Annotated in this window: 33 protein-coding genes and 7 pseudogenes; 21 read left to right on the forward strand and 19 right to left on the reverse strand. The window is 69.9% G+C overall.

The window, feature by feature from the left end; translation table 11 throughout:
* Positions 1 to 62 precede the first annotated feature (62 nt).
* Positions 63 to 224 carry a hypothetical protein gene (locus ACQ86J_RS08950; protein WP_431270844.1) on the forward strand — a complete coding sequence of 54 codons (162 nt, stop codon included), beginning with the start codon at positions 63 to 65 and terminating at the stop codon, positions 222 to 224.
* Between the two features lie 12 nt (positions 225 to 236).
* On the opposite strand, the gene ACQ86J_RS08955 is transcribed toward ACQ86J_RS08950, so the two are convergent.
* Positions 237 to 944, reverse strand: coding sequence for a 2OG-Fe(II) oxygenase (locus ACQ86J_RS08955; protein ID WP_431270845.1), 708 nt, complete (start codon positions 942 to 944; stop codon positions 237 to 239).
* A 60-nt stretch (positions 945 to 1,004) separates the two neighbouring features.
* Here ACQ86J_RS08955 and ACQ86J_RS08960 point away from each other — a divergent pair, with 60 nt between their 5' ends.
* Positions 1,005 to 1,211 (forward strand): hypothetical protein, encoded by a 207-nt coding sequence (locus tag ACQ86J_RS08960; protein WP_431270846.1) that lies wholly within the window; start codon positions 1,005 to 1,007, stop codon positions 1,209 to 1,211.
* 59 nt (positions 1,212 to 1,270) lie between these two features.
* Here the strand turns inward: ACQ86J_RS08960 and ACQ86J_RS08965 are convergent, their stop codons facing one another.
* Genes ACQ86J_RS08965 through ACQ86J_RS08990 form a run of 6 tightly spaced genes read right to left on the reverse strand, consistent with a single transcriptional unit; the run spans position 1,271 to position 4,065 of the window.
* On the reverse strand, positions 1,271 to 1,927 hold the full coding sequence (locus tag ACQ86J_RS08965) for an NrsF family protein (protein WP_431270847.1): 657 nt from the start codon (positions 1,925 to 1,927) through the stop codon (positions 1,271 to 1,273).
* A complete protein-coding gene (locus ACQ86J_RS08970; RefSeq protein WP_431270848.1) occupies positions 1,928 to 2,032 on the reverse strand; it encodes a hypothetical protein in 105 nt (34 codons plus the stop codon).
* Positions 1,987 to 2,475: a sigma-70 family RNA polymerase sigma factor gene (locus ACQ86J_RS08975; protein ID WP_431270849.1), complete on the reverse strand. Its 489-nt coding sequence runs from the start codon at positions 2,473 to 2,475 to the stop codon at positions 1,987 to 1,989. Before ACQ86J_RS08975 ends, ACQ86J_RS08970 begins: the two co-directional genes overlap by 46 nt.
* An 8-nt stretch (positions 2,476 to 2,483) precedes the next feature.
* On the reverse strand, positions 2,484 to 2,984 hold the full coding sequence (locus tag ACQ86J_RS08980; protein ID WP_431270850.1) for an amidase family protein: 501 nt from the start codon (positions 2,982 to 2,984) through the stop codon (positions 2,484 to 2,486).
* On the reverse strand, positions 2,981 to 3,874 hold the full coding sequence (locus ACQ86J_RS08985) for an amidase (protein ID WP_431270851.1): 894 nt from the start codon (positions 3,872 to 3,874) through the stop codon (positions 2,981 to 2,983). Before ACQ86J_RS08985 ends, ACQ86J_RS08980 begins: the two co-directional genes overlap by 4 nt.
* Positions 3,871 to 4,065: a hypothetical protein gene (locus ACQ86J_RS08990; protein WP_431270852.1), complete on the reverse strand. Its 195-nt coding sequence runs from the start codon at positions 4,063 to 4,065 to the stop codon at positions 3,871 to 3,873. The genes ACQ86J_RS08985 and ACQ86J_RS08990 overlap by 4 nt, the downstream gene beginning before the upstream one ends.
* A gap of 186 nt (positions 4,066 to 4,251) precedes the next feature.
* Here ACQ86J_RS08990 and ACQ86J_RS08995 point away from each other — a divergent pair.
* The 7 genes and pseudogenes from ACQ86J_RS08995 to ACQ86J_RS09025 form a co-directional block, all read left to right on the forward strand.
* Positions 4,252 to 5,391 (forward strand): annotated as a pseudogene (locus ACQ86J_RS08995) (thiamine pyrophosphate-binding protein); the annotation flags it as partial.
* 7 nt (positions 5,392 to 5,398) lie between these two features.
* Positions 5,399 to 5,881 carry a thiamine pyrophosphate-dependent enzyme gene (locus ACQ86J_RS09000; RefSeq protein ID WP_431272346.1) on the forward strand — a complete coding sequence of 161 codons (483 nt, stop codon included), beginning with the start codon at positions 5,399 to 5,401 and terminating at the stop codon, positions 5,879 to 5,881.
* A gap of 65 nt (positions 5,882 to 5,946) precedes the next feature.
* Positions 5,947 to 6,789 carry an ABC transporter ATP-binding protein gene (locus ACQ86J_RS09005; protein ID WP_431272347.1) on the forward strand — a complete coding sequence of 281 codons (843 nt, stop codon included), beginning with the start codon at positions 5,947 to 5,949 and terminating at the stop codon, positions 6,787 to 6,789.
* On the forward strand, positions 6,783 to 6,998 hold the full coding sequence (locus tag ACQ86J_RS09010; RefSeq protein WP_431270853.1) for a TOBE domain-containing protein: 216 nt from the start codon (positions 6,783 to 6,785) through the stop codon (positions 6,996 to 6,998). The genes ACQ86J_RS09005 and ACQ86J_RS09010 overlap by 7 nt, the downstream gene beginning before the upstream one ends.
* 28 nt (positions 6,999 to 7,026) lie before the next feature.
* Positions 7,027 to 8,355, forward strand: coding sequence for an ABC transporter substrate-binding protein (locus ACQ86J_RS09015; RefSeq protein ID WP_431270854.1), 1,329 nt, complete (start codon positions 7,027 to 7,029; stop codon positions 8,353 to 8,355).
* Positions 8,356 to 8,406: 51 nt separating this feature from the next.
* The gene (locus ACQ86J_RS09020; RefSeq protein ID WP_431270855.1) at positions 8,407 to 9,363 is read left to right on the forward strand and encodes a carbohydrate ABC transporter permease; all 957 of its coding nucleotides are present in this window, start codon (positions 8,407 to 8,409) and stop codon (positions 9,361 to 9,363) included.
* Positions 9,356 to 10,264: a carbohydrate ABC transporter permease gene (locus ACQ86J_RS09025; protein ID WP_431270856.1), complete on the forward strand. Its 909-nt coding sequence runs from the start codon at positions 9,356 to 9,358 to the stop codon at positions 10,262 to 10,264. The genes ACQ86J_RS09020 and ACQ86J_RS09025 overlap by 8 nt, the downstream gene beginning before the upstream one ends.
* A 22-nt stretch (positions 10,265 to 10,286) precedes the next feature.
* Here ACQ86J_RS09025 and ACQ86J_RS09030 read toward each other — a convergent pair whose 3' ends face one another.
* On the reverse strand, positions 10,287 to 10,673 hold the full coding sequence (locus ACQ86J_RS09030; RefSeq protein ID WP_431270857.1) for an SDR family oxidoreductase: 387 nt from the start codon (positions 10,671 to 10,673) through the stop codon (positions 10,287 to 10,289).
* Between the two features lie 97 nt (positions 10,674 to 10,770).
* A pseudogene (locus ACQ86J_RS09035) lies at positions 10,771 to 11,118 on the reverse strand (SDR family NAD(P)-dependent oxidoreductase); the annotation flags it as partial.
* Positions 11,119 to 11,154: 36 nt separating this feature from the next.
* Here ACQ86J_RS09035 and ACQ86J_RS09040 point away from each other — a divergent pair.
* The 4 genes from ACQ86J_RS09040 to ACQ86J_RS09055 all read left to right on the forward strand — a co-directional run bounded on the left by ACQ86J_RS09040 (position 11,155) and on the right by ACQ86J_RS09055 (position 14,155).
* Complete coding sequence (locus tag ACQ86J_RS09040; protein WP_431270858.1) at positions 11,155 to 11,724, forward strand: hypothetical protein; 570 nt, start codon at positions 11,155 to 11,157, stop codon at positions 11,722 to 11,724.
* 71 nt (positions 11,725 to 11,795) lie between these two features.
* Positions 11,796 to 12,326, forward strand: coding sequence for an enolase C-terminal domain-like protein (locus tag ACQ86J_RS09045; RefSeq protein WP_431270859.1), 531 nt, complete (start codon positions 11,796 to 11,798; stop codon positions 12,324 to 12,326).
* A gap of 22 nt (positions 12,327 to 12,348) precedes the next feature.
* Complete coding sequence (locus ACQ86J_RS09050; protein ID WP_431270860.1) at positions 12,349 to 13,392, forward strand: C-terminal binding protein; 1,044 nt, start codon at positions 12,349 to 12,351, stop codon at positions 13,390 to 13,392.
* Positions 13,393 to 13,405: 13 nt separating this feature from the next.
* Positions 13,406 to 14,155, forward strand: a complete 750-nt coding sequence (locus ACQ86J_RS09055) for an SDR family oxidoreductase (protein WP_431270861.1) — start codon at positions 13,406 to 13,408, stop codon at positions 14,153 to 14,155.
* Here ACQ86J_RS09055 and ACQ86J_RS09060 read toward each other — a convergent pair.
* Both ACQ86J_RS09060 and ACQ86J_RS09065 read right to left on the reverse strand, forming a co-directional pair.
* On the reverse strand, positions 14,104 to 14,403 hold the full coding sequence (locus ACQ86J_RS09060; RefSeq protein WP_431270862.1) for a hypothetical protein: 300 nt from the start codon (positions 14,401 to 14,403) through the stop codon (positions 14,104 to 14,106). The two genes, ACQ86J_RS09055 and ACQ86J_RS09060, sit on opposite strands and share 52 nt — an antisense overlap.
* A gap of 104 nt (positions 14,404 to 14,507) precedes the next feature.
* Positions 14,508 to 14,912, reverse strand: coding sequence for a four-helix bundle copper-binding protein (locus ACQ86J_RS09065; protein ID WP_431270863.1), 405 nt, complete (start codon positions 14,910 to 14,912; stop codon positions 14,508 to 14,510).
* A 216-nt stretch (positions 14,913 to 15,128) separates the two neighbouring features.
* Here ACQ86J_RS09065 and ACQ86J_RS09070 point away from each other — a divergent pair, with 216 nt between their 5' ends.
* Positions 15,129 to 15,437 (forward strand): phasin family protein, encoded by a 309-nt coding sequence (locus ACQ86J_RS09070; protein WP_431270864.1) that lies wholly within the window; start codon positions 15,129 to 15,131, stop codon positions 15,435 to 15,437.
* A 19-nt stretch (positions 15,438 to 15,456) separates the two neighbouring features.
* Here ACQ86J_RS09070 and ACQ86J_RS09075 read toward each other — a convergent pair whose 3' ends face one another.
* From ACQ86J_RS09075 to ACQ86J_RS09110, 8 genes and pseudogenes are all read right to left on the reverse strand, one after another.
* Entirely contained in the window at positions 15,457 to 16,530 is a 1,074-nt protein-coding gene (locus tag ACQ86J_RS09075) for a pyridoxal phosphate-dependent aminotransferase (protein WP_431270865.1), read from the reverse strand.
* Positions 16,531 to 16,660: 130 nt separating this feature from the next.
* Positions 16,661 to 16,927 (reverse strand): annotated as a pseudogene (locus ACQ86J_RS09080) (enoyl-CoA hydratase); the annotation flags it as partial.
* The gene (locus ACQ86J_RS09085) at positions 16,897 to 17,118 is read right to left on the reverse strand and encodes an enoyl-CoA hydratase-related protein (RefSeq protein ID WP_431270866.1); all 222 of its coding nucleotides are present in this window, start codon (positions 17,116 to 17,118) and stop codon (positions 16,897 to 16,899) included. The pseudogene ACQ86J_RS09080 and the gene ACQ86J_RS09085, both read right to left, overlap by 31 nt.
* Positions 17,099 to 17,398, reverse strand: a complete 300-nt coding sequence (locus ACQ86J_RS09090; RefSeq protein ID WP_431270867.1) for an enoyl-CoA hydratase-related protein — start codon at positions 17,396 to 17,398, stop codon at positions 17,099 to 17,101. Before ACQ86J_RS09090 ends, ACQ86J_RS09085 begins: the two co-directional genes overlap by 20 nt.
* 18 nt (positions 17,399 to 17,416) lie before the next feature.
* Positions 17,417 to 17,761, reverse strand: coding sequence for a hypothetical protein (locus tag ACQ86J_RS09095; RefSeq protein WP_431270868.1), 345 nt, complete (start codon positions 17,759 to 17,761; stop codon positions 17,417 to 17,419).
* A 212-nt stretch (positions 17,762 to 17,973) separates the two neighbouring features.
* Positions 17,974 to 18,180, reverse strand: a complete 207-nt coding sequence (locus ACQ86J_RS09100) for a hypothetical protein (protein WP_431270869.1) — start codon at positions 18,178 to 18,180, stop codon at positions 17,974 to 17,976.
* 226 nt (positions 18,181 to 18,406) lie between these two features.
* Positions 18,407 to 19,276: an acyl-CoA dehydrogenase family protein gene (locus tag ACQ86J_RS09105; protein ID WP_431270870.1), complete on the reverse strand. Its 870-nt coding sequence runs from the start codon at positions 19,274 to 19,276 to the stop codon at positions 18,407 to 18,409.
* Positions 19,251 to 19,547: an acyl-CoA dehydrogenase family protein gene (locus tag ACQ86J_RS09110; protein ID WP_431270871.1), complete on the reverse strand. Its 297-nt coding sequence runs from the start codon at positions 19,545 to 19,547 to the stop codon at positions 19,251 to 19,253. The genes ACQ86J_RS09105 and ACQ86J_RS09110 overlap by 26 nt, the downstream gene beginning before the upstream one ends.
* A 118-nt stretch (positions 19,548 to 19,665) precedes the next feature.
* On the opposite strand from ACQ86J_RS09110, the pseudogene ACQ86J_RS09115 reads away from it, so the two are divergent.
* The 7 genes and pseudogenes from ACQ86J_RS09115 to ACQ86J_RS09145 form a co-directional block, all read left to right on the forward strand.
* Positions 19,666 to 20,541: pseudogene (locus ACQ86J_RS09115) on the forward strand (xanthine dehydrogenase family protein molybdopterin-binding subunit); the annotation flags it as partial.
* 94 nt (positions 20,542 to 20,635) lie between these two features.
* Positions 20,636 to 20,821, forward strand: a pseudogene (locus tag ACQ86J_RS09120) (molybdopterin cofactor-binding domain-containing protein); the annotation flags it as partial.
* Positions 20,822 to 20,921: 100 nt separating this feature from the next.
* Positions 20,922 to 21,665 (forward strand): annotated as a pseudogene (locus tag ACQ86J_RS09125) (molybdopterin cofactor-binding domain-containing protein); the annotation flags it as partial.
* Positions 21,666 to 21,702: 37 nt separating this feature from the next.
* Positions 21,703 to 21,981, forward strand: a complete 279-nt coding sequence (locus ACQ86J_RS09130) for a hypothetical protein (protein WP_431270872.1) — start codon at positions 21,703 to 21,705, stop codon at positions 21,979 to 21,981.
* A pseudogene (locus ACQ86J_RS09135) lies at positions 21,978 to 22,058 on the forward strand (hypothetical protein); the annotation flags it as partial. The gene ACQ86J_RS09130 and the pseudogene ACQ86J_RS09135, both read left to right, overlap by 4 nt.
* Positions 22,059 to 22,138: 80 nt before the next feature.
* A complete protein-coding gene (locus tag ACQ86J_RS09140; protein ID WP_431270873.1) occupies positions 22,139 to 22,837 on the forward strand; it encodes a PrpF domain-containing protein in 699 nt (232 codons plus the stop codon).
* The gene (locus ACQ86J_RS09145) at positions 22,815 to 23,117 is read left to right on the forward strand and encodes a PrpF domain-containing protein (protein ID WP_431270874.1); all 303 of its coding nucleotides are present in this window, start codon (positions 22,815 to 22,817) and stop codon (positions 23,115 to 23,117) included. Before ACQ86J_RS09140 ends, ACQ86J_RS09145 begins: the two co-directional genes overlap by 23 nt.
* The last annotated feature ends 55 nt before the right edge of the window (positions 23,118 to 23,172 follow it).

The raw sequence follows: 23,172 nt of genomic DNA on the forward strand, positions 1-23,172 counted from the left end.
GGCTTTGCCCGGGCCGGGCCGGACACCTATGATGCCGCGATCGTCGCAGCCGAGGGGGACGGGTGCCGGACAGACAGAAGCGCCGCGGCCCGGACCTGGTCGGGCTCATCGGCCTCGCGGTCATCCTCGGCCTGCTGGCCGGGGCCTATCTCCTGTTCCCGCTGCTGCAGCGGTCGATGAGCTACCAGGACTGCATAGCCTCGGGCCGGATCACCGGCTGCTGACGGGCGGCGCGCTCATGCCGCGTCGTGGAAGATCACCCCGAGGGTGAGACGCTCGCCCGACCGGATCCGGCTGACGCCGTGCCGCAGCATGACCCGGTAAACCCCGCGGGCACCCTGAACGGGCCGGTGGTGCACGGCGAAGACCACTGCCTCCCCCTGCCGCAGCGGCACCACCTCGGCGCGGGACTGCATGCGCGGGCGCTGCTCGGTCAGGACGAATTCGCCGCCGGCGAAGTCGCGGCCGGGCTCGGACAGCAGGATGGCGACCTGCAGCGGGAAGACCTGCTCGCCGTAGAGGTCCTGGTGCAGGCAGTTGTAGTCGCCCGGGCCGTAGCGCAGCAGCAGCGGCGTCGGCCGAGGCTGGCCGGCGGCATGGCATTCCGAGGTGAAGGCGGCCAGCTCGGGCGGGAAGCGGCGCGGCAGGCCCATCCTGGCATTCCAGCCATTCGCCACCGGCGCCAGGCGCGCATAGAGTGCCTCCCGCAGCCCCGCGACCAAGGCGGGGAGCGGGTAGGCGAAGTAGCGGTACTCGCCGCGCCCGAAGCCGTGCCGGGCCATGACCACGCGGCTGCGGAAGCCGTCCTCCCGCCCATAAAGGGCGGCGAGGCCAGCGCATTCCGCCGGCGTCAGCAGCGGGCCGGTGGTGGCGGCGCCGAAGCCGTCCAGCTCGGTCGGGACGCGCGCCCAGTCGAGCGCGGCGATGCGGTCTGCGATCCTCATGTCCCGGCTATGCCGCATCCGCCGCCACGGCGCCTACCGCCGAGTGCGCCGACAGGGAGGATGATCTATGCCGGCGTGCTGGGTCATGCAGCGGAGACACTGCAGGTCACCTTGTTCGAGGCGGCGATGGCGCTGCAGATTGGCGCTTCCATCATCGCCACCCAGCACGGGCTCAACCCGCCCCTGATCAACCTCATGGTCGGAACCGGGACGCCGCTGTCCTTCGCCACTCTGACGGCTTGGCGGCTGCTGCTCGGCGCGCTGTAGCGCAATATCTTCGGAGCAGATGTACGCGTCCGGGCGTTCACGCCCTACCGCGATCCGCTTCAGCGGCGGAGGGCGGGCGCCCGCAGCAGCAGCGGCCGCCCCAGCGCCCAGCCCAGCACCACCAGCACCACCACCGCGCCGCCATGCCAGACCAGGATCATCAGCATGGCATCCAGGTGGTGGAACAGGCTCAGCCCTGCCGAGCACAGCGCCGCTGACGCCAGCCCGCCCAGCAGCAGCACCGGCAGCGGCCGCACCGGCCCGGCATGGCGCAGCAGCAGGTAGAGCGCCAGGGTCAGCGGCGTGCCCATCAGCAGGATGAACCGCACGCAGCCCCAGCTGGTGCCCATCGCCCAGGCCTCCGGTCCCATCCGCCCGAGGTCGGCGAAGCAGCCCCAGCCGAGCCCGCCCAGCCAGAGCACCAGCGGCACGACGGGCAGCAGCGCCCAGGCCGCCGCGCGATCCGGCCGCGCCAGCATCGCCGCCGCCAGCGCCGCGGCCAGGCCGGTGGCGATGGATGCGAGGAACTGCGCCAACTCCTGCGGCAGGGCCATGCGCTGGGCCAGATCATGCCGCAGCCCTTCCACCGCCACCGCCAAGCCGATCAGCAGCACCGCCAACGCGCACCACAGCAGCGCCTGCAGCCCGGGCGGCGGCAGGCGGCGGACCGGGGGCAGCCCGGTCGCCAGCCGGTCGATCAGCTGCTCGCTCTCCACTCAGTCCTCCGCGCCCAGGCGTTTCCGCAAGGCCTTCACCGCCCGGTGGGTCGCCACCTTCAGCGCCCCGACCGACATGCCGGACCGCGCGCTCGCCTCCGCCAAGGGCAGGTCCTCCAGCTTCGCCAAGCCGAGCGCGGTGCGCTGCGCCTGCGGCAGCTTCGGCGACCGCAGCCCGCACCTGGCCGAGGCCACCCTCGCCTCCCCTGGTTCGTCCCGGGCGCCGCCAAGGTTTCACCGAAATCGTCGATCGGCGTCTCGCGGCCCTGGCGGCGACCGCTGCGGCGCAGCCGGTCGATCGCGCGGCGCTCGCAGATCGCCACCAGCCAGGGGCGGATCGGCCGCGCCGGGTCATAGGTATGGCGCAGCTGGTGGATGGTCAGGAGCGCGTCCTGCACCGCATCCTCGGCCTCCGCCGCGTCGCGAATGCGGCGGCGGGCGACGCCGCGCAGCAAGGGCAGGGCAGCGCGCAGCAGGGCGTCATAGGCGCGGGCGTCGCCGGCCTGCGCCGCGACCATCCAGGCCTCCCACTCCCCCTGCCCCGCCATGGGCCGCCTTATGCCACGAGGGCGGGCCGTTTCGAACGCCAGCCATGCGCGGCCTCGTAGGCCGCCGCCGCGCCGAACAGCAGCGGCTCGGCGAAGGGCTTGGCCACCAGTTGCATGGCCACAGGCAGCCCACCCTCGCCGAAGCCGGTGCAGAGCGTAATGGCCGGCCAGCCGGTGACGTTGAAGGGCATGGTGAAGGTCGGCTTCTCCAGGAAGGCCCATTTCGGCACGGCGTCGATCCGCGGCGCCTCGCCCTGCGCCGAGGCGGTCAGCAGGAGGTCGAAACCGGCGGTCGCCGCCTCGGTCGCGGCGATCAGCCGTCGCCGCATCTTCTGCGCTGCCAGGTAGTCGCCGGCCGAGAGCAGCCCGCCCGCCACCAGCCGGTCGCGCAGCAGCTTGCCGTAGAGGCCTGGGTCGCGGCGCATCCATCGCTCGTGCACCGACCAGGCCTCGGCCAGCAGGATCAGCCAGCCGGGGGCGTTGTATTCGGCCAGCGAGGGCAGGGTCACGTCGCGGACCTCCGCCCCTCGGCCTGGTAGAAGGCGACGGCGGCCTCGATGCCCGCCAGGGTCGCCGGGCTGACCGGGTTGTCCACCTCGTGGAAGTGGCGGACCAGGCCGATGCGGAGTCCCTTCACGCCGCGGCCCAGCCTGGCGCGGAAATCCGGCACCGAGACATCGGCGCTGGCCGGGTCGGCCCGGTCGTGCCCCGCCATCGCCTGCAGCAGGATGGCGCAGTCCTCAACCGTCCAGGCCATCGGCCCGGTATGGTCGAGCGATTGCGCCAGCGGCAGCACCCCGGCGCGCGAGCATCGCCCATAGGTCGGCTTGATGCCGGTGATGCCGCAGAGCGCCGCCGGGCCGCGGATCGATCCGCCGGTATCGGAGCCCGTGCCGCCGAGCACCATGCCAGAGGCGACGGCAGCCCCCGTGCCGCTCGAGGACCCGGCGGGGAAGTGGTCGGGGTTCCAGGGGTTGCGCGCCGGCGGCCAGGGCAGGTCGAAGCTTGGGCCCCCGAAGGCGAATTCGTGGGTGGCGAGCTTGCCGAGCATGACCACGCCGGCCTCGGCCAGCAGGCGGACGGTTGTGGCGTCCTCCGTCGGCACATGATCCTGCAAGACCCTGGAATGCGCCGTGGTGGGGACCCCGGCGGTGCAGTAGATATCCTTGTGGGCGAAGGGGATGCCGTCCAGCGGGCCGCGCGGACCGTCACGCATGATGCGCGCCTCGGCCGCCCTGGCCTGGGCACGGGCGCCTTCGGCATCCAGCCGGATGAAGGCGTGCAGGGTGCTGTCCATCGCCTCGGTCCGGGCCAGGCAGGCCTCGGTCAGCTCGACCGGCGAGAGGGCCTTCGCGGCGATGGCGGCGGCGGCCTCGGCGATGGTCGGGATCGCGCTCACCGGTTGGCTTCCGTCGAGAAGGTGGTGGCCGGCTCCGCCTCGGGCGCCGGCGCAGGGGAGCGCACCAGGCGCTGCATCGCCTCGACGCCGCCCCAGGCGGCATGGATGCCCGCCCGTTGCGCCGGGGAGAGCGGGATGCCGGCACGCGCGACCAGCGCGTCGAACTCGTCTCGGGTGGTCTCGGGCGGCATCGCATTCCCCATCGGCGGATGATGCAGCGCAGTATGGAGGGATCTGCCGCGCCGGGAAGCCGCGGAAAGCCGCCCGGTTGCGTGCGATGCGCGACGAAGGGTAGGCTGGAGATGGAAACGGATGCGGACCGGGCCAGCCGGCTGCATGCAATCGGGCGCGCAAAGCCCGGGCGGGGAAAGCAATCCATGAAACTGGGCGAAGCCATCGCTGAGATCATGAAGCGCGAGGGCATCGAGATCCTCACCGGCTATCCGGTGAACCATCTCATCGAGCATGCCGCCGCCGCCGACATTCGGCCCGTGATGGTACGGCAGGAACGCATCGGCCTGCACATGGCCGACGCGATCTCCCGCGTCACCTCCGGCCGCAAGATCGGCGCCTTCTGCATGCAGCACGGGCCGGGCAGCGAGAATGCCTATGGCGGCGTGGCCCAGGCCTATGGCGAGAGCGTGCCGATCCTGGTCCTGCCGATGGGCTATGCCCGGCGCATCGCCCATATCGACCCGAATTTCAACTCGACCATCGCGATGCGCGGCATCACGAAGTCAGCCGAGCCGATCGTGCTGGCGGCCGAGGTGCCGAATATCCTGCGCCGCGCCTTCACGCGGCTGCGCAACGGCCGCGGCGGCCCCGTGCTGGTCGAGATCCCGACCGACATGTGGAACGAGGAGGTGCCGGAGCCGCTCGACTACGTGCCCGTCATGGCGACGCGCTACGGCCCCGACCCGGCGGAGGTGAAGCGCGCCGCGGCGATGCTGGCTGCGGCCAAGCGGCCGGTGATCTATGCCGGCACCGGCATCCACTGGTCGCAGGCATGGCCACAGCTGAAGGCGCTGGCCGAGCTGCTGGCGGCGCCGGTCACCACCAGCCTCGGCGGCAAGTCGTCCTTCAATGAGGACCATCCGCTCAGCCTCGGCTCCGGCGGCCTCGCCATCCCGCAGCCTGTGCGGCACTTCCTCGACAAGGCCGATGTGATCTTCGGGATCGGCTGCAGCTTCACCGAAACAAATTTCGGCGTGAAGATGCCGAAAGGCCCGAAGATCATCCACGCCACGCTCGACCCGATGCACCTGAACAAGGACGTCCGGGCCGAGCTCGGCCTGATCGGCGACGCGGCGCTGACGCTGGATGCGCTGCTGGCCGAGCTTGCCGCACTGGTGCCGACGCCGCGCGATGCGGCGCCGGTTGCGGCCGAGATCCAGGCACAGCGGGAGCCCTGGCTGGCGCAGTGGATGCCGAAGCTGACCAGCAAGGATGCGCCGATCAATCCCTATCGCGTGCTCTGGGACCTGCAGCACACGGTGGATCGCGACAACACCATCATCACCCATGATGCCGGCAGCCCGCGCGACCAGCTTCTCGCCCTTCTGGAAGGCGACGACCCCGCTATCCTATCTCGGCTGGGGCAAGACAACGCAGCTCGGCTACGGGCTCGGCCTTGCCATGGGGGCCAAGCTCGCCGCGCCGGACAAGCTCTGCATCAATGTCTGGGGCGACGCGGCCATCGGCTTCACCGGCATGGACTTCGAGACCTGCGTGCGCGAGCGCATCCCGATCATGTCCATCCTGCTGAACAATTTCTCCATGGCGATCGAGCTGAAGGTCATGCCGGTCAGCACGGAGAAATACCGCAGCACCGACATCTCCGGCGACTATGCCGCCATGGCACGCGCCTTCGGCGGCCATGGCGAGCGGGTGACCGACCCGGCCGAGATCATCCCCGCCATCCGGCGCGGGATCGAGAAGACCAAGGCGGGCATCCCGGTGCTGCTGGAGTTCATCACCTCCAAGGAAACCGCCGTCTCGCGCCTCTAGCCGCGACGGTCAACACGACAGGCAGGACGGGCGGCCGATGCGGCGCGCCCGATCAGGGAGGCAGAATGGCGACGGTCGACATCCGGAATGTCCGCAAGTCCTTCGGCAATTTCGAAGTGCTGCATGGGGTGAGCGTCGACATCTCGGACGGCGAGTTCGTGGTGCTGGTGGGGCCGTCGGGCTGCGGGAAGTCGACCCTGCTGCGGATGCTGGCGGGGCTCGAGAACATCAGCGCGGGCGAGATCGCGATCGGCGGCCGGGTGGTGAACCTGGTCCCGCCGAAGGACCGCGACATCGCCATGGTCTTCCAGAACTACGCGCTCTACCCGCATATGACCGTGCGGCAGAATATGGCCTTCTCCATGAAGCTGGCCAAGGCCCCGGCCGCGGTAATGGAAGGCGAGGTGCAGCGCGCCGCCGCCATCCTCGGCCTCGGCGAGCTGCTCGACCGCTATCCGCGGCAGCTCTCCGGCGGCCAGCGCCAGCGCGTGGCGATGGGCCGCGCCATCGTCCGCCATCCGCAGGTCTTCCTGTTCGACGAGCCGCTCTCCAACCTCGACGCCAAGCTGCGGGTGCAGATGCGGGCCGAGATCAAGGAGCTGCACCAACGGTTGAAGGTGACCACCGTCTACGTCACCCACGACCAGATCGAGGCCATGACCATGGCCGACAAGATCGTGGTGATGAACGGCGGCAACGTGGAACAGGCCGGCCCGCCGCTCGAGCTCTATGACCGCCCGGCCAACCTCTTCGTCGCCGGCTTCATCGGCAGCCCGGCGATGAACCTCATCCGCGGCCGCATCGGCACAGGGGTTTCGAGGCGGAGGGCGGCGCGCTGCTGCCGCTGCCGCCCGGCGCGGGCGGCAATGCCGGCGTCTACGGCATCCGGCCGGAGCACATCATGCTGACGCCGAATGGCGGGCTGGAGGCGACGGTGACGCTGGTCGAGCCGACCGGGTCGGAGACCCAGGTGATGGCACGGCTGGGCGACACGCCGATCCACTGCACCTTCCGCGAGCGCGTCACCGCCGGGCCGGGCGACACCATCCGCATCATGCCCGACATCCCGCTGGTGCACCTGTTCGACGGCGGCAGCGGCCGCCGCATCAGCCAATAAGGCCCACGATCCTCCGGGAGACCAAGGAATGACCCTCATCACCCGCCGCAACGCGCTCCAGCTCGGCGTCGGCGCCGCGGCGCTGTCCGCCACCGGTGCCTTTGCCCAGAGCCGCGTCACCGCTGCCAGCGCCACCCCGCCAAGCCTGCCGATCGAGAAAGGCGCCACGCTGCGCATGCTGCGCCCGGTACGCTTCGTGCAGCCGGACGAGGACATCTTCCGCGCCGGTGCTGCCGCCTTCACCAAGGCGACCGGGGTCGAGGTCCGCGTCGACTTCGTCGGCTGGGAGGACATCACCCAGCAGACCGCGGTCACCGCCAATACCGGCGCTGGCCCGGACATGATCATCGGCTTCGGCGACGCGCCGCACATCTATGCCGACAAGCTGGTCGAGTTGTCCGATGTCGCCGAGTACCTCGGCAAGAAGTATGGCGGCTGGATGTTCGTCGGCGAGAAGTACGGCAAGCGGCACGGTACCAACAATTGGATCGGCCTGCCCTTCGGCGGCACCGCCGGCCCGCTGGTCTGGCGCAAGTCGGCGGTGAACGCGGTCGGCTACGAGACGCCGCCCTCCGACCTGCCGGGCTTCCTCGATATGTGCAAGAAGCTGAAGGCGGCGGGCAAACCGGCCGGCTTCGCGCTCGGCAATGCGGTGGGCGACGGCAACGGCACCGCCAATTGGCTGCTCTGGTCGCATGGCGGCTCGATCATCGACGAGGAGGGCAAGGTCTCGATCAACAGCCCGCAGACGGTCGCCTCGCTGGCCTATCTGAAGGAGCTGTACCCGACCTTCGTGCCCGGCACGCTGGCCTGGGGCGACATCAGCAACAACCGCGCCTATGCGGCGAACGAGCTGTCCGTCACCTCGAACGGCGTCTCCTTGTACTTCTCGCTGAAGAACGACCCGGCGACGTCGGCGATCGCGGCCGATACCGAGCACACGCCGATGCCGGCAGGGCTCGCCGGCAGCTGGCCGAGCGCGCCGCTGACGCTGAACGCCATGGTGTTCAAGCACAGCCGCTACCCCAATGCGTCGAAGGCTTTCCTGCAGTTCATGCTGGAGCAGGAGCAGTACGAGCCCTGGCTGAACGCCAATCTCGGCTACTGGGCGCATCCGCTGGCGGCCTACCGGGACGCCGCGGTGTGGACCAGCGATCCGAAGATCGCCATCTTCCGCGACAGCATGAACAACAAGTTCTGGAACGGCTACAAGGGGCCGATCTCGGAAGCCTCCGGCCAGGCGAGCGCGGAATACGTGACGGTGCAAATGTACGCCGCCGTCGCGTCCGGACAATCGACGCCGCAGGAAGCGGCACGCGAGGCCGAGCGCCGCGCCCGCCGCATCTTCCGCCGCTGACGCCGACCGGCGGCGCCCGCCAAAGGCGCCGCCGCAGCCAAGGAACACCGCATGTCCGTCACGACCGCCTCGGACTGGGTCCGCCGCCGCGCCGAGCCGAACTGGCTCGCCCGGCTGTTCGACTACAAGCCCTTTCTCGTCTTCGCCTGCCTGCTGCCGGCGGTGGGGCTGCTGCTGGTATTCCTGACCTACCCCCTGGGTCTCGGCATCTACCTGGCCTTCACCGACACCACCATCGGCCGCAGCGGCGTCTGGGTGGGGCTCGAGAACTTCGAATACCTGCTGGAGGACAAGCTCTGGTGGAACGCGGTCTTCTTCAGCATATTCTACACGGCCGTCGCCACGATCGGGAAATTCGGCCTCGGGCTATGGCTGGCGCTGCTGCTGAACAACCACGTGCCCTTCAAGTCGTTGCTGCGGGCCATCATCCTGCTGCCCTGGATTGTGCCCACCGTGCTGTCGGCGATTGCCTTCTGGTGGATCTACGACCCGCAGTTCAGCATCATCTCCTACCTGTTCGTGGACGTGCTGGGCTGGCGCACCACCAATATCGACTTCATCGGCAGCGCCTGGCCGGCTCGCTTCTCGCTCATCGCCGCGAATATCTGGCGCGGCATACCCTTCGTGGCGATCTCGCTGCTGGCCGGGCTGCAGACCATCTCGCCCAGCCTCTATGAGGCCGCGCTGCTCGACGGCTCGACCGCCTGGCAGCGCTTCCGCTTCATCACCTTCCCCATGCTGCTGCCGATCCTGGCGATCGTCATGACCTTCAGCATCATCTTCACCTTCACCGACTTCCAGCTGGTCTATGCCATCACCCGCGGCGGGCCGGTGAACTCCACCCACCTGCTGGCGACGCTGGCCTTCCAGCGTGGCATCCCCGGCGGCCAGCTTGGCGAGGGCGCCGCAATCGCGGTCTCCATGATCCCCTTCCTCGTCGCCGCCACGCTGTTCAGCTATTTCGCCCTCGCCCGGCGCAAGTGGCAGCAGGGAGAGTCCAATGACTGATGCCGCCGCCACCGTCGCCCTGATCCAGGGGAATGCCGCGACCGCGCAGCCCGAGGCGATGTCATGGGACAGCAAGACCCGCCGCCTGGTCATGCTGTACGTGCCGTTGGCCTGCTTCGTGCTGATCCTGCTGTTTCCCTTCTACTGGATGGCAATCACCGCCTTCAAACCCAATGCCGAGCTCTACGACTACAAGACCTACAACCCGTTCTGGATCGGCTCGCCGACGCTCGACCACATCAAGCACCTGCTGTTCAACACCGCCTATCCACGCTGGCTGGTAACGACGATGACGGTGTCGATCTGCGCCACCGTGCTGTCGCTGTTCGCCAGCACGCTGGCGGCCTATGCGATCCAGCGCCTGCGCTTCCGCGGCAGCCAGTATGTCGGGCTGGCGATCTACCTGGCCTACCTGGTGCCGCCCAGCATCCTGTTCATTCCCTTGGCGACGATGGTGTTCCAGCTCGGGCTGTTCGACACACCGATGGCGCTGATCCTGACCTACCCGACCTTCCTGATCCCCTTCTGCACCTGGCTGCTGATCGGCTACTTCAAGTCGATCCCCTATGAGCTCGAGGAATGCGCGCTGATCGACGGCGCCACCCGCATCCAGATCCTAATGAAGATCACCCTGCCGCTGGCCGTCCCCGGCCTGATCTCGGCCGGCATCTTCAGCTTCACCCTGTCCTGGAACGAGTTCATCTACGCCCTGGCCTTCATCCAGAGCAGCGAGAGCAAGACGGTGCCGGTGGCGATCCTGACCGAGCTCGTCTCGGGCGACGTCTACCAGTGGGGCGCGCTGATGGCCGGCAGCTTGCTGGGCAGCCTGCCGGTGGCGATCTTCTATTCGTTCTTCGTCGACTACTACGTCTCCTCGCTGACCGGGGCGGTCAAGGAATAGGCCACCCCGGTCGGGGCGGAAGCTACAGCTTCCGCCCCAGCGCCGCGACATAGGCGCGGTTGTGGGTCGGCGTCAGCCAGACCTCGTTCATCGTGACGCTCGCCGGCAGCGTCGCCGCATAGAGGATCAGCTCGGCGCAATCCTCCGGCTGCAGCATCCGGTCCAGGTCCGCCTGGCTCAGCGGGTTCGGCCGCTTCTTCAGGATCTCGGTGTTGACCTCGCCCGGGCAGAAGGCGGTGCTGCGGATGTTGTTGACGCATTCCTCCATGTTGAGGCTGTGGCTCATCGCCACGACGCCGTGCTTTGCGGCGTTGTAGCCGGCGCCGCTCATCGGCCCGACATTCCGCCCGGCCATGGACGCGGTGTGGATCATCACCCCGCCACCTTGCGCCCGCATGATCGGCAGCACCGACCGCGCGACATAGAAGGCCGAGGACAGGTTGCCACTGGATCAGTTGGTCGATGCCCTCCGGGGTCAGGTTGTCCCAGCGACGCTCGGTCACGTTCAACCCGGCATTGCTGACCAGCACGTCCAGCCGCTTCAGCGTCGCGCCGATCCAGTCGGCCACCCGCTGTACCTCGGTCGCCTGCATCAGGTCGGCCGCCTGCACATGCGCGGTGCCGCCCTTGGCGCGGATGCGCTGCGCCACCTGCTCCAGCCGGTCCTGCCGGCGGCCGGTCACCACCACCGTCGCCCCCTCGGCGCCGAAGCGTTCCGCCACCGCCTCGCCGATGCCGCTGCCGGCGCCCGTCACCCAGGCGATCTTGCCGTCCAGCTTCCCCCATGGTCCCCTCCTATGCGTGCCGGGGAACGGTACCGCCCTTGCGGCGGCTTGTGGATAGGCGGACGGCATGCTTGGTTTCCGACCGGGAAACGGACGGAGGAAGCGATGAAGATCGCCCGGGTGGAGACGCTGCGCGCGGACGCCGGCTGGCGGCTGTTCTCCTTCCTCAAGGTCACCACCGATGACGGGCTGGTCGGCTGGTCGGAATACAGCGAGAGCTTCGGCTCTGCCGGCCTCTCCTCGGTCATCGACGCGCTCTCGCCGCTCATCATCGGCCGCGACCCGACGCGGTGGGAGGAGGTGACGGCCTGGCTGCAGGTGATGACCCGGCAGTCGCGCGGCGGGCTGAACCAGCAGGCGATCGCGGCGATCGAGAATGCGCTGCTCGACATCGCCGCCCGGGCCCGCGGCATCTCGGTCGCCGCCCTGTTCGGCGGGCCGATCCGGGAGCGCATCCCGGTCTATTGGTCGCACTTCGCCAGCTACCGCGTCCGCAACGCGGCGCATATCGGCGTGCCCGCTGTCCGCAGCCGCGCCGATGTCGCCCGTCACGCGGCGGAGGTGAAGGATCGCGGCTTCAAGGCGCTGAAGACCAACATCCTGGTGCCTGGGCCGGACGGCAACCTGTTCCAGTATTCCCCGGCTTCGGCCGCCATGCCGGCTGGCCCGAGCTGAACTGGGACAACCGGCTGCTGGCCGAACTGCGCGCGCATCTCCGCAGCATCCGCGATGCGGTCGGGCCGGAGATGGGCATACACCTCGACACCAATTTCCACTTCAAGACCGAGGGCTTCCAGCGGGTGGCGGAGGCGGTCGCGCCCTTCGACCTGACCTGGCTGGAGATCGACATTCACGACCCGCAGGCGCTCGGCACCATCAAGCGCATGGCCCCTTGCCCGATCGCCTCGGCCGAGACGCTGCACGGAAGGCGCGACTTCCGGCCCTATCTCGAGCAGTACTCGATAGATGTCGGCATCGTCGACGTCATCTGGAACGGGCTGGGCGAATCGATGAAGATCGCCTCACTCTGCGACGTCTACGAGGTCAACTGCGCGCCGCACAATTTCTACGGCAACCTGTGCAGCGCAATCAGCGCCACCTTCTCCGCCTGCATCCCGAATTTCCGGGTCATGGAGATCGATATCGACAGCGTCGCGTGGCGGGACGAGTTCACGCCCCCGCCGGTGATCGAGAATGGCGAACTGGTCATGCCGACCGGGCCGGGCTGGGGTGTCGAGGTCAACGAGGCCGCGATCCGCGCGCGGCCGCCGAAGTAGAAGTAAGAGGGAAGGTCCAACCATGGCCAAGTACAGGATCGTCACGCCCGCCGGCGCCAGCTTCACCACGGCCGGCGGCGGCTATGCGCTGGAAAGCGAGGCGCTGGCCGGCATGGATGCCGAGATCGTCGAGGCGCCGACCGACACCGCCGGCTTCATCGCCGCGGCGAGGACCGCCGATGCGATCTACGGCAAGGGCATCGCCATCACCAAGGAGATCATCGACGCGCTGGAGAACTGCAAGGTCATCTCCCTCGGCTCCGTCGGCGTCGACAGCGTCGACGTGAAGGCGGCGACAGCACGCGGCATCCCGGTGACCAACGTGCCGGACACCTTCATCGAGGAGGTCGCCGACCACGCGATGATGCTGCTGCTGGCCGGCTTCCGCCGCCTGCTGGAGCAGGACCGCATGGTGCGCGAGGGCCGCTGGAAGGAAGGCCGCCCGGCGCTGCTGAAGATCCCTCGGCTGATGGGGATGACGCTCGGCTTCATATCCTTCGGCCGCGTCGCCCGCGCCGTCGCCAAGCGTGCCGCCCCCTTCGGCCTGCGGATGATCGCCTACGACCCCTTCGTCGAGGAGATGACCATCTCCGACCACGGCGTGCTGCCGGCGACCCTGAACGAGGTGATGTCGCAGTCCGACTTCGTCTCCATGCACGCGCCCGCGCGCCCCGAATGCACGCATATGTTGCGGGAAGAGCACTTCCGGCTGATGAAGCCCAGCAGCATCTTCGTCAATGTCGGCCGCGGCCCGACCGTGCACGAGGAGTCGCTGATCAAGGCGCTGCAGGAAGGCTGGATCGCCCATGCCGCGCTGGACGTGCTGGAAGTCGAGCCGCCCAGCCACAACAACCCGCTGCTGCGAATGGACAACGTAACCCTCACGGCGCATGTCGCCAGCGCCTCCGCCCGGTTCGACGAGGCGCGGAAGCGCCGAGTCGGCCACGAGCTCGCCCTGGTGCTGTCCGGCAAATGGCCGATGAGCTGCGTCAACCCCGCCGTGCTGCAGGATACCGCCTTGCGCCGCTGGCAGCCCATCGGCATGGGTCGCGGGCCGAATTCCTGAAGGAGACTTCTCGATGACCAAATATGCCGTTGTCACCGGCGCCGGTTCCGGCGTCGGCCGCGCCGCCGCCCTCGCGCTCCTCGCCGATGGCTGGACCGTGGCGCTGGCCGGCCGCCGCGCCGATGCGCTGGCCGAGACCGTGGGCCTCGCCGGCAATGCCGGGCCGCGCGCCGTCCCGGTGTCGACCGATGTGGGCGACCCCGCCTCGGTCAATGCGCTCTTCGACAAGCTGAAGGCCGACTGGGGTCGGCTCGACTTCCTGTTCAACAATGCCGGGGGCAATGTCCCGGCCGGGCCGATCGAGGACCTGAAATACGAGGATTGGGCGCGGGTGGTGCAGGTGAACCTGACCGGCTCCTTCCTCTGCGCCCAGGCGGCGTTCCGAATCATGAAGAACCAGTCGCCGATCGGCGGCCGCATCGTCAACAACGGCAGCATCAGCGCGCATGTGCCGCGGCCGAACAGCGTCGCCTATACCAGCACGAAGCACGCCATCACCGGCTTGACCAAGACCCTGGCGCTGGACGGGCGGGAGTTCGACATCGTCTCCGGCCAGGTCGATATCGGCAATGCCGCGACGCCAATGACCGCCCGCATGGCGAAGGGGGTCAAGCAGGCCAACGGCGAGATGAAGGTGGAGCCCACCTTCGACGTCGCCCATGTCGGCAACACCATCGTCATGATGGCGAACCTGCCGCTGGACGCGAACATTCAGTTCGTCACCATCGCCGCGTCCAAGATGCCCTGGATCGCCCGCGGCTGACCCGGCAGGTTGCGGCCGCGCTTTAGTGCGGCCGCAGCGCCCGTACCAGCTCCGCCTTGGTCATGCGTGACCGTCCGGCGATCGCCGCGCTGCGTCGCCTCGGCATAAAGCGACGCCCGCGTCTCCTCCGACTTCCGCTCGCGCGCCTTGGTCACCCGCAGGTTCCTGCGGTTCTTCGCCGGCGTCTCGTCGCGGGACGCGCCGGCCTCGTGCAGCGCGATCGCCACCGCTTGGCGCTGGGACTTCACCGGGGTGCCCCGGCTGGTCTCCAGCTCCCTTCCTTCCACTCGCGCATGACGCGCTCGACCGTCTCGCGCTGCGCCTTGGTCTCCTTCGCCATCCTCGCCTCCCGTTACGGCATCACGTCGAGCAGCGCCTGGCAGGCCTCGGCGCACTCGCGGCAGGCCTCGGCGCAGATGCGGCAGTGGGCATGCATCCCGGCATGCTTGCTGCATTCGGCGGCGCAGGCCTCGCAGGCGGCGATGCAGGCCTGCAGCACGGCGGCGGTCGCCGCCTTGTTCGGCTTGGTCAGGCGGCCGATGACCCGGCCGGTCGCGCCGCAGATATCGGCGCAGTCCAGGTCCAGCCGGATGCAGGGCACGAGGTCCGCCACCATCGACTCGGCCAGGTAGGCATCGGCGCAGCTGGTGCAGGTGGCGTTGCAGTCCAGGCAGGCGGCGATGCAGCGCCGGATCACCTCCAGCGCCGAGGGGTGGTGTGGCTGGCTGTCCAGCATCGCCTTCAGGTGTTCCGCCATCGGGATCTTCCTTCGAATGGCGAGGCAACGCATCGGGGAGCCGCCGGCTGCATCTGGCTTTCAGCCGCGCGGCTTGCCATTCTGGCGCGAACACCGGCGCTTGCGTTCGCGTGAGGGATTTGGGTGATGGCGATGAATGGTGAGCGACCGTGCGGATCGGGCTTCTGGCCCCTGGTTCCCCGCCCCGCGGCAACGCGGCCGGAGGAGCTGCTCGCCATGCAACGGCGCGGGCTCGAGATGGTCGCGGCGGCCAACCGCCTGGCGATGACCTGGATGCAGGCCGCGGCCGACCAGCATGTGCAGGTGACGCGGCGGACGCTGGAGGACATGACCGAGAACGCCCGGCGCCTGGCCGGGGTCCGTGCCCCTCCGGAAGCGGCCGAGGCCATGGTGGCGATGCTGGACCGCGCCCAGTCGCTCGGCCTGCAGACGGCGCAGGAGATCGCCGACCTAATGCGGCGCATGCAGGGCGACACGGCCCAGCTGATGGGCCAGGTGATGCGGGGCGGGAAGGCCGAGGACTAGCCCCGGCGCAGCCAGCCCGTCACCCGCTCCAGCGCCTGGTCCAGCGTGGCTTCCTGCTGCGCGAAGCAGAGCCGGAAATGCCCTCCCCGCCCGGGCCGAAGGCCGAGCCCGGGGCGAGCCCGACCTTGGCGCCGCGGCTCATCCGCTTGGCCTCGGCCAGGCTGTCGGTCAGCCCTTCCACCCGGAAGAAGCTGTACATGCCGCCCGAGGCGACCGGGGCGGTCACCCCCGGCACGGCATTCAAGGCAGCGGCGGTCTTGTCGCGGAGGCGGCGGTACAGCGCCGCGACCTCCAGGATGAAGTCGTCGCCCTGGTCCAGCGCCGCGACGCCGGCCCGCTGCACGAAGACGGGGGCGCAGGAGGTGTTATACTCGACCAGCTTGGCGACCGAAGCCGTCACGGTGGGCGGCACCACCAGCCAGCCCAGCCGCCAGCCCGTCATTGCCCAGGACTTGGAGAAGCTGTTGACCGCGATGACCCGGTCCTCGGGCTCGGCGATGTCGAGGAAGGAGGGCGCGCGCGGGCCTTCGTAGTAGAGCCGCTCATAGACCTCATCGGCCAGGATCCAGGTGCCGGTGCGGCGGCAATGCGCCAGGATCGCCTGCTGCTCCTCCCGCGTCAGGGCGAAGCCCGTGGGATTGCCCGGGGAGTTCAGCAGCACCAGCCGCGTCTCCGGCGTGATCGCCGCCAGCAGCTGGTCGAGGTCCACCCGCCACAGCCCCTGCGCCAAATGCAGCGGCACGGTCTCGACCGGGGCCGAGAGGATCAGCGGGATGGCGCCGATATTGGGCCAGTGCGGCGCCAGGGTGACCACCTTGTCGCCCGGGTCCAGCACGGTCTGGCAGGCCAGCATGATGGCATTGACCCCGGCGCTGGTGGCGCACACGCGATCCATCGTCACCCGGCGACCGTTGCGCTGCTGGTAGTGGGCGATCGCGTCGCGCAGCGGCTCTATGCCGAGGTTGGAGGAGTAGAAGGTTTCCCCTGCCGCCAGCGGACTCCGCCGCCGCCCGCTTGATGAAGTCGGGCGTCGGGATGTCCGGTTCCCCGACCCAGAGCGGGATGAGGTCGGGGATATCCGCGCCGTCGTCATAGACTTCGCGGATCTTTGAGCTTTCGAGCGCGCCGACGGCGGCGCGGGGCAGAGCGAGGTTCATCAGCGCCCCTGTAAAGGTCGGCTTCCGCTTTTCCAACATCGCACCGACCGCTTCCTTGTGGTCCTCGGTGCTATGGGCCAGGGCCTGGAAGGCTGCCGACATCTCCAGCAGGGTGGACAGCCTCGTGCATGCTGGCCCTCCCGCAGCAGCCGCTTGGTCATCCGCACCATCTCCGGCGGGTTGGCGGCGATGCGGCCGGCGAGCGCCCGGGCGGCGTCCATCAGCCCCCTCCGGCGGGACGACGGCGCGACACCAGCGCACCTCCTTGGCCTCCTGCGCATTGAGCACGTCGCCGGTGAAGCTCATCTCGCAGGCGACGGACATGCCGACCACGCGCGGCAGCAGCCAGGCGCCGCCATCGCCGGGGACGATGCCGACCTCGACGAAGCCTCTCGGCGAAGCCTCGCCTTCTCCGAGGCGATGCGCATGTCGCACATGCAGGCGACGTCGAGGCCGAGGCCGATCGCCGGGCCGTTCACCGCGGCGATGGTCGGCGCGTCGCAGTCATAGAGCGCGTTGGCCATGGCCTGGACGCCGCGGCGGTAGTCTCCCGCAGGTCGGCATGGCTGCCCTCGATGATCCCCTCCGGTCGCGCATCGCCTTGAGGTCGCCGCCGGCGCAGAAGGCGGTGCCGGCGCCGGTCAGGATGACGGCGCGGACCGAGCGGTCGCGGTTCACCCGGTGCACGGCGGCGACCACCGCATCGCAATCGGCGAAGGTGGAGATGGCATTGCGCCGGTCTGGCGCATTCAGGGTGAGCGTGACGACATGCCCGTCCTGCTCGCAGGTGACGTAGTCGGACATTCCCGGTCTTTCCTTGTTTCAGCGGGCCGTCAGGTCGGCCCAGAGCTTCGTCGCCGCCGCGCGCCAGCGCGGCGCGGCCGATGCGCGCCGCCCAGACCCGTTCCGGGCCGCAGCCGTCGCGCCAGTCCCACATGCGTCGGGTGAAGAGGTGCAGCGGGTGGTCGTCGGTGAAGCCGATGGCGGCATGGACCTGGTGGACGATGTCGGCGCCGGTCCCGGCGGCCTCGCCGGCCACCACCTTGGCCGAGGCGATCTCGACTCGGCGCCGGCAAGCCCCTGCCGGTCGGCGGCGCGGCCGGCATTGGCGACGGCGACGCCGGCCGCGGCCACCTCCCCGGCGCAGCGGGCCAATAGCTGCTGCACCGCTTGGAAGCCGCCGATGGGACGGCCGGATGCTGAGCGTGGTATGTGGCGTAGTCGACCGTCATGTCGAGCACCGCCTCCAGCGCGCCGGCGATGCGCGCGGCGTTCAGCAAGGCACCGGCCAGCAGCGCGGCGTCGGGGCCGAAGCCGTCGGGCAGCCGGCCTTCCTGGGCGAGGCACGCCGGGCGCCGCGAGGTCGGCGGGTTCCCGGCTCATAGGGCGCGGTGCCCCTGCGCGGCGGGGCCCGGCTGCAGCAGCACGGTGCCGGCCGAGACCATCACCACCGCCGCGGCGCGGCGGCCCCAGGCGATCGGCGCGTCGCCGACTGCAAGGCCGAGCAGCCCGGCCCGCGGCGCGATGCCGCCGGCGGCCAGCAGCGCGGCGGCGACCATGCTCGCCCGGCGGCATCGGCGAGGCATGCCGGCCCAGCGCCTGCCAGACCGCGACGGCATCGCCCCAGCCGAGCCCGGCGCCACCCAGCGCCTCGGGCGCCAGCGCGGTCGGCAGGCCGAGCGCCTCGGCTTCCGCCCGAGAGCGCCTCGGGCCACACGCCGCGCTCGTTGGCGCGCAGCAGGTCGGGGCCGGCCCGGTCGGCCAGCAGGCGCTCCACCTGCTCCAGCAGGATCGTGCGAAGATCGTCCGACATCAGCGCAGCCCCAGCTGGCGGGCGATGATGCCGCGCAGGATTTCGCGGGTGCCGCCGCGCAGGGAATAGCTGCGGGCGACCATGGTCATGATGCGTTGCATCTCCTGCACCTCGGGCGGCGTGCGGGCGGGATTGAAGAGCTTGCGGATCGTCTCGGGCAGCGCCTGCTCGTAGTCGTTGCCGACATCCTTCACGAGCGCCGCCTCGCGCGCCGGCGTCTTGCCGTCCTGCAGCATGCCGGCGACGGCCAGCGACATCTGCCGCAGCGTGCCGGCGCGGGCCAGCAGGCGGCCGACCGTCTCGGGCGCCGCGGGTTCCGCCGCCACGTCGTCCAGCGCCGCGGTCAGCAGTGGCAGGGAGGAGAGGTAGCGTTCCGGCCCGGCCCGCTCGAAGGCCAGCTCGGCGGTCGCCTGTTCCCAGCCATCGCCTTCCGTCCCCACCAGCAGGCTGTCGGGGACGAAGACGTCGTCGAAGGTGATCTCGTTGAATCCCTCCTCCCCCACCAGGTCGAGGATCGGCCGGATGGTGATGCCGCTGCTGCGGCAGTCGACCAGGAACTGGCTCAGGCCCTGGTGCTTCAGCTTCGGGTCGGGCGCCGGGGCGGTGCGCAGCAGGGCGATCATGAAGTCGCAGCGATGCGCGTTGGTGGTCCAGACCTTTCGGCCATTGATCTTCCAGCCACCCGGCACCTTCTCCGCCTTGGTGCGCAGGCTGGCGAGGTCGGAGCCGCTGTCGGGTTCCGACAGGCCGATGGCGAAGGCGAGGTCGCCCGAGACGATGCGGGGCAGGAATTCGCGCCGCTGCTCCTCGGTTCCGAGGCGGAGGATCAGCGGGCCGGATTGCCTATCGCCGATCCAGTGGGCACCCACCGGGGGCGCCGACCGCCAGCATCTCCTCCAGCACCACATAGCGTTCGAGCGCTGTCCGTTCGCCGCCGCCATAGGCTTTCGGCCAGGTCATGCCGATCCAGCCGCGCTTGCCGACCTCGCGCGAGAAGTCGCGGTCGAAGCCCATCCAGGAATAGCCGCGGACCATCGGGCCCCAGTCGCGCCCCTGCTCCGCCAGGAAGGCGCGGAGTTCGCCGCGCAGCGCCTCGGCTTCCGGCGGGGTGTCCCGCAGATCGAACCGCAAGCCGGCCATGGCGCATTCCTCCTGCCCGTTTGGCCCCTTTCCTCGCCCATTCCGGCCCGCCGCGCCACCCCCCTCGACAGGCCCGGCCGGGGCGGCTTTTCCTCCGGAGGAAAACAGGGGCGGAACCATGGACAAGTTCGGGATCGGCCAGCCGGTGCGGCGCAAGGAGGATGTCCGGCTGCTGACGGGACGCGGAACCTATACCGACGACGTCAACCGGCCGGGCCAGGCGCAGGCCTATGTGCTGCGCTCGCCGCACGCGCATGCCCGGATCCGGTCGATCGACGTGACGGCGGCGAAATCGGCGCCGGGCGTCGTTGCGGTGCTGACCGGGCATGACGCCGCCGCCGACGGGATCGGCCAGTTCCCCGTCATGGTGGACGTCCCCGGCAAGGGCGGCACGAAGCTCTTCCCGACGCCGCGGCAAATCCTGCAGACGGAGAAGGTGCGCTTCGTCGGGGATCCCGTGGCGCTGGTGGTGGCCGAGACGCGGAGCCTGGCGCAGGACGCCGCCGAGCTGATCGAGGTGGAATACGAGATCCTCCCCAGCGTCACCGACACCGCCGCGGCGCTGGCGCCCAATGCGCCGGTGATCTGGGAGAAGAACGGCAGCAATCTCTGCGTCCTTTGGGACAGCGGGCGGGAGGCGGAGGCGGAGGCCGGCTTCGCCCGCGCCGCCCGGACCGTCTCGCTCGAGCTCGTCAACAACCGCCTGGTCGGCAACCCGATGGAGCCACGCGTCGCACTTGGCGAATACGATGCTGCGACGGACAGCTACACGCTGCATTCCCCGACCCAGGGCGTGATCCGGGTGCAGGACGGGCTGGCGCGGCTGATTCTGCAGGTGCCGAAGGAGAAGCTGCGGGTCATCTCCCCCGATGTCGGCGGCGGCTTCGGCCTGCGCGGCAAGATCTTCCCGGAATCGGGCATGGTGCTCTGGGCGGCGAAGCGGCTCGGCCGCCCGGTGAAGTGGACCAGCGGCCGGACCGAGACCTTCCAGTGCGACCCGCATGGCCGCGACCACGTGACGCGGGCCGAGATGGCCTTCGACGCGAACGGCAGGACGCCTCGCCGTCCGCATCCGCACCATGGCGGCGATGGGCGCCTACCTCCAGGATTTCGGCCCGCGCGTCCCGACGGTGGCCGGCGGCCGCATCATGGGCACGGTCTACGACATCCAGGCGCTGAACGCGCAGGTCAGCTGCGTCTTCACCAACACCACGCCGACCGACGCCTATCGCGGCGCCGGACGGCCCGAGCAGGCCTATGTGCTGGAACGCCTGTATGACCTCGGCGCCGCCGAGTTCGGCATCGGCCGCGACGAGATCCGCCGGCGCAACTACATCCGGCCGGAGCAGATTCCCTATACCAACGTCGTCGGCAATGCGATCGACAGCGGACTCTTCGCCGAGACCCAGGCCAAGGCGCAGGCGCTGGCCGACTGGGCCGGCTTCCCGGCCCGGCGCGCGGCCTCCTGCGGCCCGCGGCAAGCGCCGCGGCATCGGCCTCGGCTACTTCATCGAGGCCTCGGGTGGCCAGCCCAGCGAATGGGCGCGGGTGCGCTTCGAGACGGACGGCAGCGTCGCCGTCACCGTCGGCACCTTCAGCCATGGCCAGGGACACGAGACGGCCTATGCGCAGATCCTGCACCAGAAGCTCGGCGTGCCGTTCGAGGCGGTCCGCCTGATCCAGGGCGACACGGCGGTGGTCGAGAAGGGCAACGGCACCGGCGGCTCGCGCTCCTCGCAGATGGGCGGCGTCGCCATCGCCCGCGCCTCAGAGCTCGTCATCGCCAAGGGAAGGCGGCTGGCGGCGCACCTGCTGGAAGCCGGGGTGGACGACGTGGAATTCGAGGCCGGCCGCTTCCGCGTCGCCGGCACCGACCTCAGCACCGGCTGGGAACAGGTGATCGAGCTGGCGCAATCCCCGCCGGATGGCGAGGCGCCCGGGCTCGACGAGCAGCTGCTCTATACCCGCAGCACCGAATGCAATTTCCCCAATGGCTGCCACGTCGCCGAGGTGGAGATCGACCCCGATACCGGCCGGGTCGAGATCGTCCGCTACGCCGCCGTTGACGATGTCGGCAACGTCATCAACCCCATGCTGGTGCACGGCCAGAGCCATGGCGGCATCATGTCCGGCATCGGCCAAGCGCTGCTGGAACATGCCGTCTACGACGAGGGACAGCGGCCAGTTCCTGACCGCCACCTTCCAGGACTACTGCATGCCGCGCGCCGCCGACGCGCCGAGCTTCGACCTCGGCTTCAACATCGTCCCCTGCCCGAACAACGACCTCGGCGTGAAGGGTGCCGGAGAGGGCGGTGCCTGCGGCGCGCCGCCGGCCATCGTCTCGGCGATCTGCGACGCGCTGGGGATCGGCCATATCGACATGCCGGTGACGCCGGAGAAGGTCTGGCGCGTGCTGGAGGCGCAGGCGGCATGACGCAACGCTTCATCCCCGCCGCCTTCATCCGCGGCGGCTCCTCCAAGGGCGTCTTCTTTCACGCGAAGGACCTGCCCGCCGACCGTGCCGCGATCGACCCGATCCTGCTCGGCGTGCTCGGCAGCCCTGACCCCAATGGCCGGCAGCGCTCGACGGCATGGGTGGCGGGATCTCGTCGCTGTCGAAGGGCGTCATCATCGGTCCGCCGACGCACCCGGAGGCCGACGTGGACTACACCTTCGCCCAGGTCTCGGTGGACAAGCCGGTGGTCGACTGGAAGGGCAATTGCGGCAATCTCTCCTCCGCCGTCGGCCCCTTCGCCGTGGACGAAGGCCTGGTGGGCGCGGCGGATGGGGAGGCGCTGGTGCGCATCCACCAGGTCAACACGCAGAAGATCATCCACGCCCGCTTCCCCGTGCGCGACGGCCGCGCCGAGATCCGCGGCGACTTCGCCATCGCCGGCGTCGCCGGCACAGGCGCCCGCATCCGGCTCGACTTCCTCTCGCCCGGCGGCTCGCAATGCGCCGGCCTGCTGCCGACCGGACATGCGGTGGACGTGCTGGACATCCCCGGCTTCGGCCCGCTGCGCGCCAGCCTGGTGGACGCCGCCAATCCGGCGGTCTTCGTCGATGCCCGCGACCTCGGCCTGACCGGCGCCGAGGGACCGGACGCGATCGAGGCGCGGGCCGACCTGATGGCGCTGCTCGACCGCATCCGCCGCATCGGCGGCGTTGCCATGGGCCTCGCCGCGACCGAGGGAGCCGTCAGCCTGGCCAACCCCCGCGTCGCTCCTCGTCGCCGGGCCGACCGCGGCCCGTATCCTCGACGGCAGCGTGCTGGACCCGGCGGGCCATGACGTCACCATCCGCATGCTGTCGATGGAGCGGCCGCATCGGGCCGTGCCGATGACCGGCGCCCTTTGCCTCGCCGTCGCCTGCCGCATCGAGGGCAGCATCCCGCATGCCCTGGCCACCCGCGGCGCCCGGCCGGAGGAGATCCGCGTCGCCCATCCTTCCGGCATGCTGACCGTCGGCGCCGAGGTGCGGCAGGGCAATGCCGGCTGGCACGCCGACAGCGCGGTGGTGTTCCGGACGCAACGGCGGCTGATGCAGGGCGCGGTCGCGCTGCCTATATGACTGGCACGGAAGGAGCAGGCCGATGAGCGACAGCTACATGCGCGGAACAGGCGGA

Source organism: Dankookia sp. P2, assembly GCF_050632255.1.
GTDB lineage: Bacteria > Pseudomonadota > Alphaproteobacteria > Acetobacterales > Acetobacteraceae > Paracraurococcus.

What these genes read in the sequence shown, in the direction of transcription:
- ACQ86J_RS08955 (WP_431270845.1), bottom strand. Translation starts at nt 944, where the DNA reads ATGAGGATCGCAGACCGCATCGCCGCGCTCGACTGGGCGCGCGTCCCG.
- ACQ86J_RS09085 (WP_431270866.1), bottom strand. Translation starts at nt 17,118, where the DNA reads ATGGCCAACGCGCTCTATGACTGCGACGCGCCGACCATCGCCGCGGTG.
- ACQ86J_RS09065 (WP_431270863.1), bottom strand. Translation starts at nt 14,912, where the DNA reads ATGGCGGAACACCTGAAGGCGATGCTGGACAGCCAGCCACACCACCCC.
- ACQ86J_RS09005 (WP_431272347.1), top strand. Translation starts at nt 5,947, where the DNA reads ATGGCGACGGTCGACATCCGGAATGTCCGCAAGTCCTTCGGCAATTTC.
- ACQ86J_RS09075 (WP_431270865.1), bottom strand. Translation starts at nt 16,530, where the DNA reads ATGACGACGGCGCGGATATCCCCGACCTCATCCCGCTCTGGGTCGGGG.
- ACQ86J_RS09040 (WP_431270858.1), top strand. Translation starts at nt 11,155, where the DNA reads ATGAAGATCGCCCGGGTGGAGACGCTGCGCGCGGACGCCGGCTGGCGG.
- ACQ86J_RS08960 (WP_431270846.1), top strand. Translation starts at nt 1,005, where the DNA reads ATGATCTATGCCGGCGTGCTGGGTCATGCAGCGGAGACACTGCAGGTC.
- ACQ86J_RS09070 (WP_431270864.1), top strand. Translation starts at nt 15,129, where the DNA reads ATGCAACGGCGCGGGCTCGAGATGGTCGCGGCGGCCAACCGCCTGGCG.
- ACQ86J_RS09090 (WP_431270867.1), bottom strand. Translation starts at nt 17,398, where the DNA reads ATGTCCGACTACGTCACCTGCGAGCAGGACGGGCATGTCGTCACGCTC.
- ACQ86J_RS08975 (WP_431270849.1), bottom strand. Translation starts at nt 2,475, where the DNA reads ATGGCGGGGCAGGGGGAGTGGGAGGCCTGGATGGTCGCGGCGCAGGCC.
- ACQ86J_RS09000 (WP_431272346.1), top strand. Translation starts at nt 5,399, where the DNA reads ATGCCGGCAGCCCGCGCGACCAGCTTCTCGCCCTTCTGGAAGGCGACG.
- ACQ86J_RS09015 (WP_431270854.1), top strand. Translation starts at nt 7,027, where the DNA reads ATGACCCTCATCACCCGCCGCAACGCGCTCCAGCTCGGCGTCGGCGCC.
- ACQ86J_RS09140 (WP_431270873.1), top strand. Translation starts at nt 22,139, where the DNA reads ATGGGTGGCGGGATCTCGTCGCTGTCGAAGGGCGTCATCATCGGTCCG.
- ACQ86J_RS09045 (WP_431270859.1), top strand. Translation starts at nt 11,796, where the DNA reads ATGGGCATACACCTCGACACCAATTTCCACTTCAAGACCGAGGGCTTC.
- ACQ86J_RS09020 (WP_431270855.1), top strand. Translation starts at nt 8,407, where the DNA reads ATGTCCGTCACGACCGCCTCGGACTGGGTCCGCCGCCGCGCCGAGCCG.
- ACQ86J_RS08990 (WP_431270852.1), bottom strand. Translation starts at nt 4,065, where the DNA reads ATGCCGCCCGAGACCACCCGAGACGAGTTCGACGCGCTGGTCGCGCGT.
- ACQ86J_RS09100 (WP_431270869.1), bottom strand. Translation starts at nt 18,180, where the DNA reads ATGCCTCGCCGATGCCGCCGGGCGAGCATGGTCGCCGCCGCGCTGCTG.
- ACQ86J_RS09010 (WP_431270853.1), top strand. Translation starts at nt 6,783, where the DNA reads ATGCTGACGCCGAATGGCGGGCTGGAGGCGACGGTGACGCTGGTCGAG.
- ACQ86J_RS09130 (WP_431270872.1), top strand. Translation starts at nt 21,703, where the DNA reads ATGCCGTCTACGACGAGGGACAGCGGCCAGTTCCTGACCGCCACCTTC.
- ACQ86J_RS09025 (WP_431270856.1), top strand. Translation starts at nt 9,356, where the DNA reads ATGACTGATGCCGCCGCCACCGTCGCCCTGATCCAGGGGAATGCCGCG.
- ACQ86J_RS09055 (WP_431270861.1), top strand. Translation starts at nt 13,406, where the DNA reads ATGACCAAATATGCCGTTGTCACCGGCGCCGGTTCCGGCGTCGGCCGC.
- ACQ86J_RS09050 (WP_431270860.1), top strand. Translation starts at nt 12,349, where the DNA reads ATGGCCAAGTACAGGATCGTCACGCCCGCCGGCGCCAGCTTCACCACG.
- ACQ86J_RS09110 (WP_431270871.1), bottom strand. Translation starts at nt 19,547, where the DNA reads ATGGCCGGCTTGCGGTTCGATCTGCGGGACACCCCGCCGGAAGCCGAG.